Below are 14831 nucleotides of genomic sequence, written 5' to 3'. Positions count from 1 at the left end.
CTTACAAAGGGGGACTTTGAGGAATTTAGTGGGGGGATCTCGATTAATTCGGATACCTTACCTTGTTCCACTACCATGCTCACTATCAGGCGCACCATTATCTGGTGGAGTATATTTACTTTGTACTACTTTATAGTTTACTTTATTGGGATAACTTGAATTAAAACTATTGGAAGTAATAGCCGCAGCAGAAATTTTTGGGACTAAAATATACATCGTTAAACACAAAATTAAAATACTGATTACCCTGATTTTGTGTTCCCGTGATTGTAGTAAATTGACTAACATATTAACTTACTCCCGATTTCTAATTGCCATTAGTAAAACTGATCAACTTATTACTAAATACTTGAATTTAAATTAATAACTTTGCTGAAAATTTTGGTTGGTTTTAAAAATACTTGTAGTTTAGATATTCTTGCATCTTTTAAATATCTACCCTAAGTTAGGGATTTTTATTAAGGTAACTAATTACCAAGATAAATCTTCCTGATTAATTTACCGTTAACCAAAGCTTAAATCATATTGAATCTAAATACCTGGTAGGTTTAATCAAAAAGTACAAAAAATTAGTAATTGTTAGGATACTTTTTATAAGGCAACATTTTTAGTAATAATAAATTACTTACATTAATAAAATTTAACACAATTGTCTCGCTTTTTTCCAATTCTGTAAAAAAAATAAAATTTAAAAATATACTTTTGACTAATTATACAAATTCATAGCGGTTTTTACCGAGGTTTTTAGCGCTATACATTGCCAAATCTGCTTGTTTAATCAAGGTTTCACAATCTTGGCTATTAATTGGGTAGATGCTGATGCCAATACTCGCTGAAACACTGATAGTATTTCCATCTAAAACTATTGGCTCTGTGATGATACTTAAAAGTTTATTAGCAACTTGAGCAGCTACTTGCACTTGAGCGATCGCTGGTAAAATCACAGTAAACTCATCACCACCCAAACGAGAAACTGTATCACTAGCCCGGAGGCAATTTTTCAGCCGTTGAGCGATAATTACCAACAAGCGATCGCCCATTTCGTGTCCCAAGGTGTCATTTACCTGCTTAAACCCATCTAAATCAATAAACAATAAACCTAGTAATAAATTATTGTTTTGCGCCCAAAGTAAGGATTCACAAAGGTTTTCTACAAAAAATTTGCGATTAGATAAACCAGTGAGAGGATCATAATATGCCATCTGACGCAGGTGGACTTCTTGGAGTCTTAATTCATGGTTAAAACGGTATAATTCCGTAGCTGTACGTTTGAGTTCTTCTTCGACTTGCTTCCGTTGAGTAATGTCTCTAATTACCCCGATTAAAAATAAATTACCAGCAGCATCTTTGTGGAGCGATCGCTTGGTAGCTATCAGATGTTTTTTACCATGAATATCTGTAAATTCCTCTTCATGTTCATGGGATTGGTGAGTGCGGAAAACAAGTGCATCCTGTTCTCGAAACACATCAGCCTCATGTTGAGGAAAAAGCTCATATTCTGATTTTTGCATTAATAAATTATGGGGATAACCAATAAATTCACAATAGGCTTCATTTAAAACAATCCATTGATTTTGTGCATTTTTAACGAAAATTGGGTCAGGAATCGCATTAATTACTTGATACAAAAACTCCTTTGAGCGTTTCAATTCTGCCTGTATATAAGCTAAATAACAGGTAATAGCGATCGCTGAAGCACCAAAGGAAAATCCTGCCGGAACTATTGGTATCCACCAACCAGCTAAAAAAGCCACATAAGCCGTTAAGCTTAAAAAGCCAGCACAAATCACTACAATCACAGCACTTCTTTTCACATATCTGAACCGACAGATGATCATTATTCCCAAATAAGACCATAGGAAAATCCACAAATTTTCCATCAGATCAGTCCAAACTTTAAGTAATGGTCTTCCTTGTAAAGCAGAAGCAATTAATTCATGGATAAAATAAGCTTGTAGTTGCACACCAGCTATTGGTTTAGTTCTGCCAATCAGACTACTAGAATAAGGAATAAATACAAAATCCTGGACACTAGCAGCCGTAGAACCGATCAGGATAATCCGATCATTAATCCAATCTTTGGGAACTTGATTAGCTAATACATCATTCAGAGATACATGACGATAACAACACAGTGTAATAGATGAATGATCACAACGGGGTTTAGGAAAATTAGATAAAATTTGGTAGCCTCTATCATCAGCATCTACATAACCACCATTATTTTTTTCAAATCTAGTAAATACTGCTTTACCTAACTGTAAATATTGAGGATTACTAGCTGCTGTTTGGGGAGTAATTCCTTCTGATTTTAAATATAATAAAGCTAATTTTAGGGCAAAACTTTCATGAACTTGATTGTTAATGTGCAAATATAACAAACTTCGGCGTACTTTACCATCCAAGTCATACAGCACATTACTAAAACCAACTTTGCCAATCTGATCTAATACTGGTGGAGGTGAAACACTGGTATTTTTATTATTTGCTAATAGTTCAATCCCAATTAAATTAGGAATTGAGTTATACGCATTCACCAATTCTTGATAACCTGGATTTACTGGTAAATCTCTGTAAATGTCTAGTCCAATAGCCCGGGGTTGTTGTTTTTGTAATTTTTGTAATAATTGAGCGATCGCTCTATCAGGAATCGGCCAAGAACCAACTTCGCGCAAAGATGCTTCATCAATCTCTACAATAGTAATACGTTCTTCTATTCCTTCGGTTGGACGCAAATTAAACAATTGATCTAAAGTCGCTAATTCCAAAGGTTGTAATAATCCCAGGGAACGCAAAAGTATTACAATTATTGCAATAACAGTAGCAGTAATCCATTCTTGGTATTTGCACCCCAGTAATTGATTTAATTCAGCGATTAATTTGACTAAAGACTTGTCTGATTGTTGATTTTTTATCATAATCTAGATAAGAGAAAATACTATCTCTTGCCTATAGCTATTAATTCGATTAAAACTCTTAGTCATAACAATGGTATTGAACTATAGAGAAACTTCCTACGTGGAGAGAGGGAACAGGAAAAGAATATGTGTAATTTATTCTGCCTAATTACTGACCTAGTATAACATTTGGTATTATTTTATATGTTACTAAAATTTAACTATTTTTATAAGAAGTTTATGTTAAAAACTATTAAGTAAAAATCAAAGTATTGTAAAGCTTCACTGCTAGAAAAAGATTATCCCTCTCCTGAACGAGAAGAGGGACAGGTTTTTGTTAGATGTTGATAACTTTCTAAAAACCCTTTAACGACTACCGGAAATATTTAAAATTGCGAGAACCTGTATAACCAGTAATTTTGGCTAGTTCTTCTAAATTTTGAACTCCGCTATAAATTGTACCATTGATAATCCAAGAGGGGAAGCCTTGAATTTTTGCGGCTTGACACAATTCTGGTTTACCATTTGGGCTATCAGCAGCGCACTCTACCTGAACATTATTATTTTTGAGAATTTTAGCAGCTTCTTTTCCAAAAAGTAGCTTTTGTTCATGGCAATGAGGACACCAATAAGCAACATATTCTTTTGCACCTTGATCAACTAGATGACGAGCAAGAGAGATTTCTGCTTCACCAGAGGTTGTAGTAATTTCCCAACCAAATTCTGGGTTAGGTTGTGCTTTGGTATTAAAGGAAATTCGCTCAGGTTTTCCTGGTGTTGATACTGTTGAATTGTTTAATTGGTTGACATTAGCATAAACACCTAAAGTACCAATTATTGTCACCATGCCGACAATTACGCCAGTAAAAAGTATTTGTCCAATATCTTCCCAATCACGACCGACAACAGTTAATACTAACATACTCAAAGAGAACAAAGCCGAACCGATACAGTAAGGACAAATAGCTTTGATTTGAGATGCCAGTACATACATTAAATATCCACTAAAAACCGACATAGCGATCGCTCCTACCAAGAGCAACCACCAAGTCACATTTTCTAAGCTTTTCCTGATATTTTTGCTTTCATCTGAGTTAATTGCTAAAGGAGCAAAAGCCAATATCAGCATACTAATATAAGCTAAAAACCCAAATAAAGCCAAAGGCTGACCAAAAACCGTTGCCCAAGGGCTAGAAAGAACATCATTACAACCTTTAGCACCAGCTTCGGCCACACAGGACGCGCTGCGTCCTGATAGTTTTTCAAAGGTGAGATAACCTGTTGTTAAAGCACCACATCCAGCGATCGCCCCAATCAATGGACGCGACCATTTATGAATCCAAGGAGTAGAACGACGACGAATCATAAGTTAATTTGGTGATTGGTGATTGGTGATTGGTGATTGGTAATTGGTGATTGGTGATTGGGAATTGGGAATTGGGAATTGGTGATTGGGAATTGGTGATTGGGAATTGGGAATTGGTGATAAATTAATTATTCCTCCCCTGCCTCCCCTGCCTCCCCTGCCTCCCCTGCCTCCCCTGCCTCCCCTGCCCCCTGCCCCCTGCCCCCTGCCCCCTGCCCCCTACCTACCTGCGTTGTGCCGCTTCTACAAACTGACTAACGCGAATTGGATCAATTGGTTGTTCAATCTGACCATGACGTTTGAGAGAACTGGAAACTATGACACCATTTGCTGCTTTCATCAAAGTACCAATATTTTCCCAATTAGCGCCACTACCAATCAATACAGGTGTATTTGCCGCAGCCTCACAAGCTAGTTCCAAATCTTCTAGATTAGGAGGACTACCAGTTGCCCATCCAGATAAAATTACCGCATCCGCCAAACCTCGCTCAATCGTATCTTTAACAGCCACCGTCAGATGGGGAGAACTCAAAGGATGGGCGTGTTTTACCAACACATCAGCAAAAATTTTCACATCACATCCTAATTCCCGTCGATAGCGCAGTAATTGATGGGCTTCTCCTTCAATTAAACCTTGATCAGTTGCCATTACTCCCGTCAGGACGTTAACGCGGATAAATTGTGCCTTGACACAACTAGCGATCGCGATCGCACTTTTGCCATCGTTCCTTAACACATTTAAACCCACAGGCAAAGTTACTAAATTCTGTATTCGCTGCACCACCACAGTTATTGCACTCACAACTGCTGGATCAACTTGGTTTTTGGTAAATGGCGCGTCGAAAAAATTTTCCACAATAATGCCATCTACACCCCCACTAGCCAGGGCTGTTGCTTCTTGTTCAGCGCGGTCAATCACCGCCTTGAGGCTACCTCCCCAACGGGGCGAGGTCGGTAATGGCAGCAGATGAACTACGCCAATAATTGGTGTTTGAGTTTTAAATAACTGATGTAAGTCCACGTCTTTAAATTTGCTTGGCAAAGTCCCAATTGTATAATTTTTTGATTAAGTAGCACCTTTGATCCAACTAACCAATAAAAAGCTGTCCACCTCTATAATTGGCATTATTTCATTGTCGGAGATTTTTTTCATAGGAAATCCCTAAAAATACTCGTATTGCCAGTATTATAGATTTGTGTCTCCTGCCTCCAGCATAGCCCCCTACTTGCATCAGTCACACTTAATTTTATTTTTTTTAGTTTGTTGCTTCCACCTGAAGATGGAAATTCTGATCAAACCTTCCCTAAGATATGTTAAGATGAAACCTGGTTACAAGAGGAGTGTGCCACTCACAAGACGCAAGGCAGCTTCCCGCGATTTATGTGTCCATCCTACGTCCAATCATTCGTAGGTCAGACCCAAATTCTAGGGCAGCATTACTGCTTGACAGGTGTAGTTGCGATCGCGATTTTTTTGAGGGTAGCGACTTCTCACAACAGCCCCTTGGGCGGCTTCCCTTTCGCGTAGCGTGCCTAAGGCATTGGGTAAATTCACAACGCCAAGACTGTGGTAATTTAAAATACCAACAGGCTAATTATTAAAATAATATAACGAGTGTAAAATTTACCCCAAAACTCTCTTTCTTGCCCAGGGAAACAGACTAATAAAAATATATTGAAGAAGGAGTCAGTAACCACCAAATCTATGATTTTGTGGGGGTTTTAAACCCAATTATACATACGGCAGTCGTAGATAATTCATGCTGATTTCTGACTACTGTATTCTGTTTGATCAAGTCACCCAAATCTATATTAATTATTGATTAGGGCTGAGATTCCACGGGCATTTACTAGCAGTTAATGAGAGTGCCATTTGGCGGAAGTAAAAAGTCAAAAAGTTTATATTAATAGGCTTTGCGGCTATTTCCAATTGTATCTATAATTTCGTTGCAACGAAAGTGAAAACTATTGACAAACAGGACTTTTAAAAGTGGGATATTTACACCATTATTTAGTAGTTCTGGAACGTTGAATTGAAAAGGAAAAAACATGAACAACTTTGCTAAATATGGGTGATAAGCCAACAATTGCCATTTCTCACCTGGGATGCGAAAAAAATCGCATTGATACAGAACATATGTTAGGGCTGTTGGTAGAAGCAGGCTACGGTGTCGATACAAATGAAGAGTTAGCTGATTATGTAATTGTCAACACTTGTAGTTTTATCGAAGCTGCCAGAGAAGAATCAGTCAGAACCTTAGTAGAACTGGCAGAAGAAAACAAAAAGATCGTGATCACCGGCTGCATGGCGCAACACTTTCAAGAGCAATTATTGGAAGAGTTACCGGAAGCAGTAGCCGTGGTAGGTACAGGAGATTATCACAAAATTGTCGAAGTAATTGAGCGAGTAGAACAGGGAGAAAGGGTTAAACAGATTAGCGCCGAGCCCACCTACATCGCCGATGAAACCACACCACGCTATCGGACAACAACCGAAGGCGTAGCTTATCTGCGGGTAGCCGAGGGATGTGATTATCGTTGTGCATTTTGTATTATTCCTCATTTACGAGGAAACCAGCGATCGCGTACCATTGAATCAATAGTCGCCGAAGCCCAAGAACTGACCAGACAAGGTGTTAAAGAAATAATTCTGATTTCCCAAATCACCACAAATTATGGCTTGGACATTTATGGTCAGCCAAAATTGGCGGAATTACTGCGTGCTTTAGGGAAAGTAGATGTACCCTGGATCAGAATGCACTACGCCTATCCCACCGGACTTACCCCGGAAGTGATAGCAGCAATTCAAGAAACACCGAACGTTCTACCGTATTTAGATTTGCCCTTACAACATTCTCATCCAGAAATCCTCCGCTCCATGAACCGCCCTTGGCAAGGACGGGTAAATGATGGCATTATTGATCGGATCAAAACAGCCTTACCCACATCAGTATTGCGGACAACATTTATTGTTGGTTTCCCTGGAGAGACCCAAGAGCATTTTCAGCACTTACTAGAATTTACCGAGCGGCATGAATTTGATCATGTCGGAGTCTTCACCTTTTCACCAGAAGAGGGAACACCCGCCTACAACTTATCTAATCAAGTTCCTCAAGAAGTCATGGCAGAACGCCGTCACAAATTGATGGAAATTCAACAACCAATTTCCCTCCAAAGAAATCAACAGGAAATCGGCAAAATAGTTGATGTCCTGATTGAGCAAGAAAACCCAGAAGGTGGAGAATTAATCGGTCGTTCCGGTAGGTTTTCGCCCGAAGTCGATGGTCAAGTCTATGTTAAAGGTGAGGCTAGGCTAGGAACCATCGTGTCAGTAAAAATAGACAATGCCGATGCCTACGACCTCTATGGTCAAGTTGTTAATAGTAACTAATAAGTATCGGTTTGCAAGTCCAAAATAACCAGTCCAAATAACTAATAAAATCTAGGAGAATTGATGACTTTATCTTTCCAAGAACTAGGCATTTCCCAAGAACGTGCTGAGAAATTAGAAAAAATTGGCTTTACTGCCCCGACAAACATTCAAACTCAAGCAATTCCCCAATTGCTGGCAGGTCGTGATGTAGTGGGTCAATCTCAAACAGGTACAGGGAAAACAGCAGCCTTTTCTTTGCCAATTTTAGAACGGTTGGATATTAACAAAAGGGCAGTACAAGCCTTAGTGTTAACCCCAACCCGGGAATTAGCCATCCAAGTTCACGATGCCATTTCCCAATTTATGGGTGATGATGGTTTACGAGTTTTAGCAATTTATGGTGGTCAATCAATTGAACGCCAAATGATGCAACTCAAACGCGGTGTACACATGGTTGTGGGTACTCCCGGACGGATCATTGATTTGCTAGAACGGGGCAATTTAAAGCTCGATCAAGTGAAGTGGTTTGTGTTAGATGAAGCTGATGAAATGTTGAGCATGGGCTTCATTGACGATGTAGAAAGAATCCTTTCTCAAGCACCTAAAGAACGTCAAACTGCGTTATTTTCAGCTACGATGCCACCATCAATTCGGATGTTGGTTAACAAGTTTTTAAATTCACCGGTGACTGTCACCGTGGAACAGCCAAAGGCCGCACCGAATAAAATCAATCAAGTAGCTTATTTAATTCCTCGTCACTGGACAAAAGCTAAAGCCTTACAACCAATTCTGGAAATGGAAGATCCAGAAACAGCTTTAATCTTTGTCCGCACTAGACGCACGGCGGCTGAGTTGACTAATCAGTTACAATCTGCTGGTCATAGTGTGGATGAGTACCACGGGGATTTATCTCAACAAGCACGGGAAAGGTTATTAACCCGTTTCCGTAATCGGCAAGTACGGTGGGTGGTAGCAACTGATATTGCTGCACGGGGTTTAGATGTGGATCTACTTTCTCATGTAATCAACTTCGATTTACCAGATAGTGCAGAAACTTACGTTCACCGCATTGGCCGGACAGGTCGCGCTGGCAAAGAAGGAACAGCAATTTCTTTGGTGCAACCCTTTGAACGTCGCAAACAACAGGCTTTTGAACGCCATAACCGCCAACCTTGGCAGATAATGACAATTCCTACCAGGGCGCAAATTGAAGCCAGACATATCAATAAGTTGCAAGCACAGGTAGCGGAAGCTTTGACTGGGGAACGGTTGGCTTCATTTTTACCAATTATCAGTGAGTTGATTGAAAAATATGATGCCCATGCGATCGCAGCAGCAGCATTACAAATCGCTTATGATGAAACCCGTCCAGCTTGGCTACAGCAATCAGAGGCAGATATGCCAGTAGAGGATATGGGATCTTCTAAGCCCAAGTTAAACAAACGTCGTGATGGTGGTAGTAGCGATCGCCCAGAACGTCGCGATCGCTCTTCTTGGTCTAAATCAGACAACGGTGGCGATGACGACAGACGCAAAAACTCTTCTTCTAAGCCCAAATTACGGATTAGCGATCGAGAATCTTCTATGGCCTCTGGTAATAAAAAACTAGGTTCATAGTAGTTAGTTATTGTCCGGTGAATTGTGGTTTTACCGGGCAATTTAATTAAACTTTGGCATTAGACATCTCCGGTAAAGATTGCAGAACCGAGAATCCCTACATGAGGAACGTCTTTACAGGGGTTTTAGGTCACGCATATCTTCTTCCTCCCCTGCCTCCCCTGCCCCCTAACCTATGGTTGCACCTTGGGTATCGAGGGGGAGCAATTAAGATTATTATTAATATTTTTTTACGATTTATTATTTTAAGTGTTAATGAAAATATGGTATATTTAGCTTATATGTAAACTTTTATATTAAATCATAACAAGTGAATTATATACAACGTTGGGAGGAATACGCTCCTGAAGAGTACGCTGCTATTCGTCTTAACTCTGATGATGTAGCTCTTATCTCTATGAACACAGGTTGGAGAGAGTCTCGTGTTAGGCGGATTAAAGACCACTTATTCTACTGTACACATTTATTAAATGATAGAGTTGACCGTTTCGACCCTGATCCTGATATAGCCGATACTTGGAATCGACTAAAGCAAGGTAATTTTAATATCGAAGATTTGCGATTACTTGAGCATGAATATTTTGAATCGCGGTTTGAAGGAATCTTTCATACCGACTACTCTACCGCTCATAATGCAACATTACGCTCTGGTCGCGTTTGGAGTCCAAGTTTGATATAAGTCTGATATCTGATATAAAATATAGTTCAAATGAGTTAAAACTCAAGTATCCAACTTTTGCAGACGACATCATCATCTGTTATGTCTTATGGCTTTTTATGTATTGATTTTAAAAGACGAAGAGGATGAAACTGGGGTTACTTACCGCTTTGGACCCAATGAAGATAATTTAGGATCTTTGTGGCTAAATAAATCTAGTGGAGAAGTTAAGGAACTTGAAGAAATACCTGCTCAAAACCCCCAGGCATTTTTTCAACGCGCAGCAGTAAAAGTTCGGCAACATTGGAAAAATGGATTGTTCCCTGAAAAAACTTGCTGGGCATCCTGAGAATATTTTGGCATTGATAGTCTATTCATTAGGATGGATGGTCAATGCTCTGTTTTTTTAAAGATGGCGATCGCTGTGATCGCCCTAACTCATGTTAAATATTAACTATGGTTGCGCCTTGGGTATCGAGGGGGAGCGATCGCGCAATTGATGTAATTCCCACTTCTTGCCAAGCAGTTAACATTGCCTTTTCAACTGGCCGAGTATTTGCTGCATCTGTCAAAGCGAGTAAGGTGGGTCCTGCACCACTGATCACCATCCCATAAGCACCAGCAGCCACAGCAGCCGCATTCACCGCATCGTAACCAGGAATTAAGCTTTTACGATAAGGCTGATGTAATTTATCTTGTAAAGCCGCTTTTAACCATTCTTTGTTACCTGTTTGCAAACCCCGCAACAATAAACCCAAATGAGCGGTATTAAAAATCGCATCGGCGCGACTAAATTCGGTGGGTAAAACTCGTCTTGCTTCGGAAGTGGAAAGTTCAAAATCGGGAATTGCTACGACTGGTACGATATTTTCATGCCAGGGAATATCGCAAATTTCCCAACCTGTCTCGCTGGTGGCTGCTAGACGACATCCACCAATTAAAGCTGGTACTACATTATCAGGATGTCCTTCCATAGCGATCGCTAATTCCATCACCTGCAACTCAGACAGAGGCACACCAGCCAATTGATTAGCAGCAACTAACCCCCCAACAATCGCAGTTGCCGAACTTCCCAAACCCCGCGCTAAGGGTACACCCATCACAATTTCAATTTTCACCGATGGCGGTGTGATATCTATATATTGATATAACTTGGCAAACGCCTGATAGAGCATATTGCTGTCATCAGTTTGCACCTTTTGGGCTTCTGCACCGGAAACTTGAATAATTAAACCATCTGCATCCGTGGTGAACTTAAATTCGTTGTATAATCCCAAAGCTGCACCAATACAATCAAATCCCGGACCCAAGTTCGCAGTTGTGGCAGGAACTTTAACATTTACGGTAGAAATAATAGACATTTGTAAATACTCACCAACCGATTAACTAGCATCTCATATATTGGTGGCACTTGAGGATGAGTTTTCGCTTTGTTTGGGGATTTTATCGAAAAATCAAGATTCCTCTAATTGCTGGGTTTGGCTGGTTGTGCCATAAGTGATATTTGTTTTCTCCACAGCTTGCGTTAGGTCTTCAAAATTGCATTGATATAATTTCAAAAGCTGATTAAACTGGTCAATTCTTAACTTAGGAATTGTTCTGCCTTTTTCCCAGTTTCTCACAGTTGATTCACCTATACCAATTCGACTAGCAACGTCAACAGTTCTCAGTTTTTGACGTTCTCGTAATTCCTTCATATCCATGCGTTGAGTCTTTTTTATTTAAATTGCGTTAACCCGTTGACGGTTAATCGAAGCAAGTGTACAATAAAACTTGAAAGGCACTGCCCTCTCCCGCCAAGAAGAAATGCAGTGCCTAGCGTTAACTAATTCAAGGTTCAATTTATTATGCCAAAATTTAGAGTCAGACTTCAACAAACTACTGCTGTAGGAATGACAATTTTTGTATCTTGTTCATTGTTCACATCTCCAGTTAATGCCAACCCTGCTATTCTTGCACCCGCAGCTTTATGTGCTGGTACGGCAGGTGTAGGGTGTGTTATTGTGGGTGTGGTAGCTATTGGTGGGATTACTTATTATGTCTGGGAATATGGCGGAGGTAAGCAAGTAATAGCTGATGCTGCTGGTAATATCAGACAAATGATTGATAACCCAGATAATCCAGGTGAAGTTGGCATTTGGGAAGATCCACTTGATACAGCCAGTGAACCTAAAGCAGAAAGTATTTGTAAGGATAGAGCCGCAAAACTAGGGGCAAGTTATACTAAACGGCGAGATCCTGTAACGAGAAAATGGATTTGTGTATTCACAGGAGGAACAGGTAGATGAGTAATACTCATTTTGTAGAAATGGCTTGTAATGACTGCGAAGAAATACCACCTCTCAATGGTGGGGTGGTTCTAACTATGCCAATATCCATGAATCAAGCAGTTGAAAAATTTTTAGAAACAGGTATGTGTTGGGGTAATGGAGACTTTAAACACACATACACGGCTGGTTGTTATGGTAACGAAAATCAAATTTGGGATTTTAGTCATTATGAAACTTACGAGCCGACAAATTCAAATTTGCCATCAATGGTAATTTTGCGATATCGTCCACGTAATCAAGAAGCAGCAAAGTTGTTTTACGGTAGTACGGCTAAATAAACACAGCATTGTGTTAGTTTTGTCTAAGAATTTGGAGAGCGATCGCTAACCTTAATTATCCTATATCTGTGGTGAGGGCGATCGCTCTAACTGAATAGCATTTTGTAAAACCTGCTCTTGATAGTCATCTTTGAGAGTTGTTTTTGTAAATACGACCACATCAAAGCCTAATAATTCTCGTAAATCCATTAACAAACCACCTAAATCAAATAAACTCCGATTTTCTTCTAAGTCAACTAAAAAATTAACCTCATCTTTGCTAAATTCTTCTAAGGTAAAATATCTTATATTAGACGCACCATAACGAGAAGATAATTGTAAAATTTCTGCTTTATTGGCTTGAATAATTTTTAACCGACTCCGAATAATAACAGATTGATTTTCATCACTATTTAAAGATGTTAAATGCTCTGCTAAAATCTTTTTTTCGTTACTTGTTAGAGATTCTAATTGTTGGAGAATATTCGTTAAAACAATATTAGGCATTTTCTACATCTCCTTAGTAGCTCTGATTATTGTAGCATTCTGTTATTTTTGTCTAAGAATTTGGAGAGCGATCGCTAACCTTAATTATCCTATATCTGTGGTAAGTGCGATCGCTCTAACTCTATTTTTTCACATCTTAAATTTTGGGAATCGAAAATCCCTGAGCATAGATTCGGGGATTGGTTTGGGAAACTATACTATAAGATTGACGCACCTGAGCATTTACCGCCACAGTCTTCACGTCATACATCTGCATAGCCATCTTGGGATACAAACCAATACCGATAATTACCACCAAAAAACAGGCTGCAATAAACACTTCTCTTGGTCTGGCATCAGTATAAACCGTCTGGGTTGGCAACAGGCAATCTGTACCAAAACAAGCCGTTCCTTCATCTTCCTGATTTTCCATCTGAGCATTATTAATATCACAAATTAATGCCGCACCAGAACCATAAAATACCTGTCTCAACATCGAAAGTAGATAAATCGGTGTGAGGATCACTCCCACTGCGGCTAAGAAAACCGTGACAGTACAGAAGGTTGAACTATAAACATCGCTAGTTGTCAAACCCACAAAAACCGATAGTTCACCCACAAAGCCACTCATTCCCGGTAAAGCCAGAGATGCCATTGCACCAATTGTAAATAGGGCAAACACTTTTGGCATAGCTTGACCAATACCACCCATATCTGCCATTACCATTGTCCGCGAACGGTCGTAGGTAACACCAGCTAGGAAGAATAACACGGAGGCTATTAAACCGTGGGACAACATCTGCAACATTGCACCATTGATACCCAAATCAGTGAAGGAAGCAATACCCAGCAATACAAACCCCATGTGGGAAATTGACGAATAAGCCAAACGCCGCTTCATGTTCGTCTGTGCAAAGGAATTTAACGCACCATAGATAATATTAACAACTCCCAAAATGGCTAACATGGGGGCAAAGTAAACATGAGCATCGGGTAAAAGTTCTAGATTAAGGCGAATCAGTCCATATCCACCCATTTTCAGTAACACACCCGCCAAAATCATCGACACAGGAGAGGATGCTTCACCGTGGGCATCAGGTAGCCAGGTGTGCAGGGGAAAAATAGCCAATTTGACACCAAAGGCAATTAACAACCCGGCATAGAGTAGCAATTGTAAACTCAGGGGATATTCCTTTGTGGCTAGGACAGCTAAATCGAAGGTCATATTACCTCCACCGTAGAGTCCCATTGCTAGGGCTGCCACCAAAATAAATATAGAAGCTGCGGCGGTATAAATCAAAAATTTTGTAGCTGCGTAGCGACGCTTTTGCCCTCCCCAAATGCAGACTAGGAGGTATACGGGAATCAGTTCGACTTCCCACATAATAAAAAATAGTAGCAAGTCTTGGGCGACGAATACCCCTACCTGTGCGGAATATAGTACCAGCATCAGGAAATAAAATAGGCGTGGTCGGCGGTCAACTTGCCAAGCTGAAAAAATCGCCAGGGTGGTGACAAATCCGGCTAATAGCACTAGGGGAACGGAAAGACCATCCACGGAAACTGCCCAATGTAGACCTAATTGAGGCATCCAGGCATAATCTTCAGTGAGTTGAAAACTGGAACTATTGCGATCGTAGTGGTTCCAAAAAGCGTAGCACATCAAAGCAAAATCAGCGATCGCTACCCCCAAGGCATACCAACGGACAAGTTTGCCATCTTTGTCTGGCAATACAGGAATTAGGAAGGATGCAACGAGTGGTAACAGGATAATCGCGGTAAGCCAGGGAAATTGATCCGCCATCATGTCAATAGGGAATAATACTTATTGGTGTAATAATGTCATT

15 protein-coding genes are annotated in these 14831 nt (G+C 40.0%); 6 read left to right on the top strand and 9 right to left on the bottom strand.

The window, feature by feature from the left end; genetic code table 11:
* Positions 1-57: 57 nt before the first annotated feature.
* From VB711_RS06690 to VB711_RS06670, 5 genes are all read right to left on the bottom strand, one after another.
* Positions 58-288, bottom strand: a complete 231-nt coding sequence (locus tag VB711_RS06690; RefSeq protein ID WP_323285016.1) for a hypothetical protein — start codon at positions 286-288, stop codon at positions 58-60.
* Positions 289-710: 422 nt separating this feature from the next.
* Complete coding sequence (locus tag VB711_RS06685) at positions 711-2918, bottom strand: CHASE2 domain-containing protein (RefSeq protein ID WP_323285015.1); 2208 nt, start codon at positions 2916-2918, stop codon at positions 711-713.
* Between the two features lie 352 nt (positions 2919-3270).
* Complete coding sequence (locus VB711_RS06680; RefSeq protein WP_323285014.1) at positions 3271-4263, bottom strand: vitamin K epoxide reductase family protein; 993 nt, start codon at positions 4261-4263, stop codon at positions 3271-3273.
* 223 nt (positions 4264-4486) lie between these two features.
* The gene (gene btpA / locus VB711_RS06675; RefSeq protein ID WP_323285013.1) at positions 4487-5284 is read right to left on the bottom strand and encodes a photosystem I biogenesis protein BtpA; all 798 of its coding nucleotides are present in this window, start codon (positions 5282-5284) and stop codon (positions 4487-4489) included.
* 405 nt (positions 5285-5689) lie between these two features.
* Positions 5690-5818, bottom strand: coding sequence for a hypothetical protein (locus tag VB711_RS06670; RefSeq protein WP_323285012.1), 129 nt, complete (start codon positions 5816-5818; stop codon positions 5690-5692).
* A gap of 513 nt (positions 5819-6331) precedes the next feature.
* Here VB711_RS06670 and rimO point away from each other — a divergent pair.
* From rimO to VB711_RS06650, 4 genes are all read left to right on the top strand, one after another.
* Entirely contained in the window at positions 6332-7654 is a 1323-nt protein-coding gene (gene rimO / locus VB711_RS06665) for a 30S ribosomal protein S12 methylthiotransferase RimO (RefSeq protein WP_323285011.1), read from the top strand.
* A 63-nt stretch (positions 7655-7717) separates the two neighbouring features.
* Positions 7718-9253 carry a DEAD/DEAH box helicase gene (locus VB711_RS06660; RefSeq protein ID WP_323285010.1) on the top strand — a complete coding sequence of 512 codons (1536 nt, stop codon included), beginning with the start codon at positions 7718-7720 and terminating at the stop codon, positions 9251-9253.
* Between the two features lie 397 nt (positions 9254-9650).
* Entirely contained in the window at positions 9651-9932 is a 282-nt protein-coding gene (locus VB711_RS06655) for a hypothetical protein (RefSeq protein ID WP_323285009.1), read from the top strand.
* 88 nt (positions 9933-10020) lie between these two features.
* Positions 10021-10260 carry a hypothetical protein gene (locus VB711_RS06650; protein WP_323285007.1) on the top strand — a complete coding sequence of 80 codons (240 nt, stop codon included), beginning with the start codon at positions 10021-10023 and terminating at the stop codon, positions 10258-10260.
* A gap of 94 nt (positions 10261-10354) precedes the next feature.
* On the opposite strand, the gene thrB is transcribed toward VB711_RS06650, so the two are convergent.
* Both thrB and VB711_RS06640 read right to left on the bottom strand, forming a co-directional pair.
* Positions 10355-11272 carry a homoserine kinase gene (gene thrB, locus VB711_RS06645; RefSeq protein WP_323285006.1) on the bottom strand — a complete coding sequence of 306 codons (918 nt, stop codon included), beginning with the start codon at positions 11270-11272 and terminating at the stop codon, positions 10355-10357.
* 93 nt (positions 11273-11365) lie between these two features.
* A complete protein-coding gene (locus tag VB711_RS06640) occupies positions 11366-11614 on the bottom strand; it encodes a helix-turn-helix transcriptional regulator (protein ID WP_323285005.1) in 249 nt (82 codons plus the stop codon).
* 144 nt (positions 11615-11758) lie between these two features.
* Between VB711_RS06640 and VB711_RS06635 the strand changes: the two genes are divergently transcribed.
* Together VB711_RS06635 and VB711_RS06630 are read left to right on the top strand one after the other, a co-directional pair.
* The gene (locus tag VB711_RS06635) at positions 11759-12199 is read left to right on the top strand and encodes a hypothetical protein (protein WP_323285003.1); all 441 of its coding nucleotides are present in this window, start codon (positions 11759-11761) and stop codon (positions 12197-12199) included.
* Entirely contained in the window at positions 12196-12519 is a 324-nt protein-coding gene (locus VB711_RS06630) for a hypothetical protein (protein ID WP_323285002.1), read from the top strand. The genes VB711_RS06635 and VB711_RS06630 overlap by 4 nt, the downstream gene beginning before the upstream one ends.
* 60 nt (positions 12520-12579) lie before the next feature.
* Here the strand turns inward: VB711_RS06630 and VB711_RS06625 are convergent, their stop codons facing one another.
* Positions 12580-13005: a hypothetical protein gene (locus VB711_RS06625; protein ID WP_323285001.1), complete on the bottom strand. Its 426-nt coding sequence runs from the start codon at positions 13003-13005 to the stop codon at positions 12580-12582.
* A gap of 136 nt (positions 13006-13141) precedes the next feature.
* Positions 13142-14791 (bottom strand): NAD(P)H-quinone oxidoreductase subunit 4, encoded by a 1650-nt coding sequence (locus VB711_RS06620; protein WP_323285000.1) that lies wholly within the window; start codon positions 14789-14791, stop codon positions 13142-13144.
* Positions 14792-14831 lie beyond the last annotated feature (40 nt).

Origin of the sequence: Cronbergia sp. UHCC 0137, assembly GCF_034932285.1 — a bacterium.
Taxonomy (GTDB): Bacteria; Cyanobacteriota; Cyanobacteriia; order Cyanobacteriales; family Nostocaceae; genus Cronbergia.
This window is presented reverse-complemented; position numbering and strand designations above follow the sequence as displayed.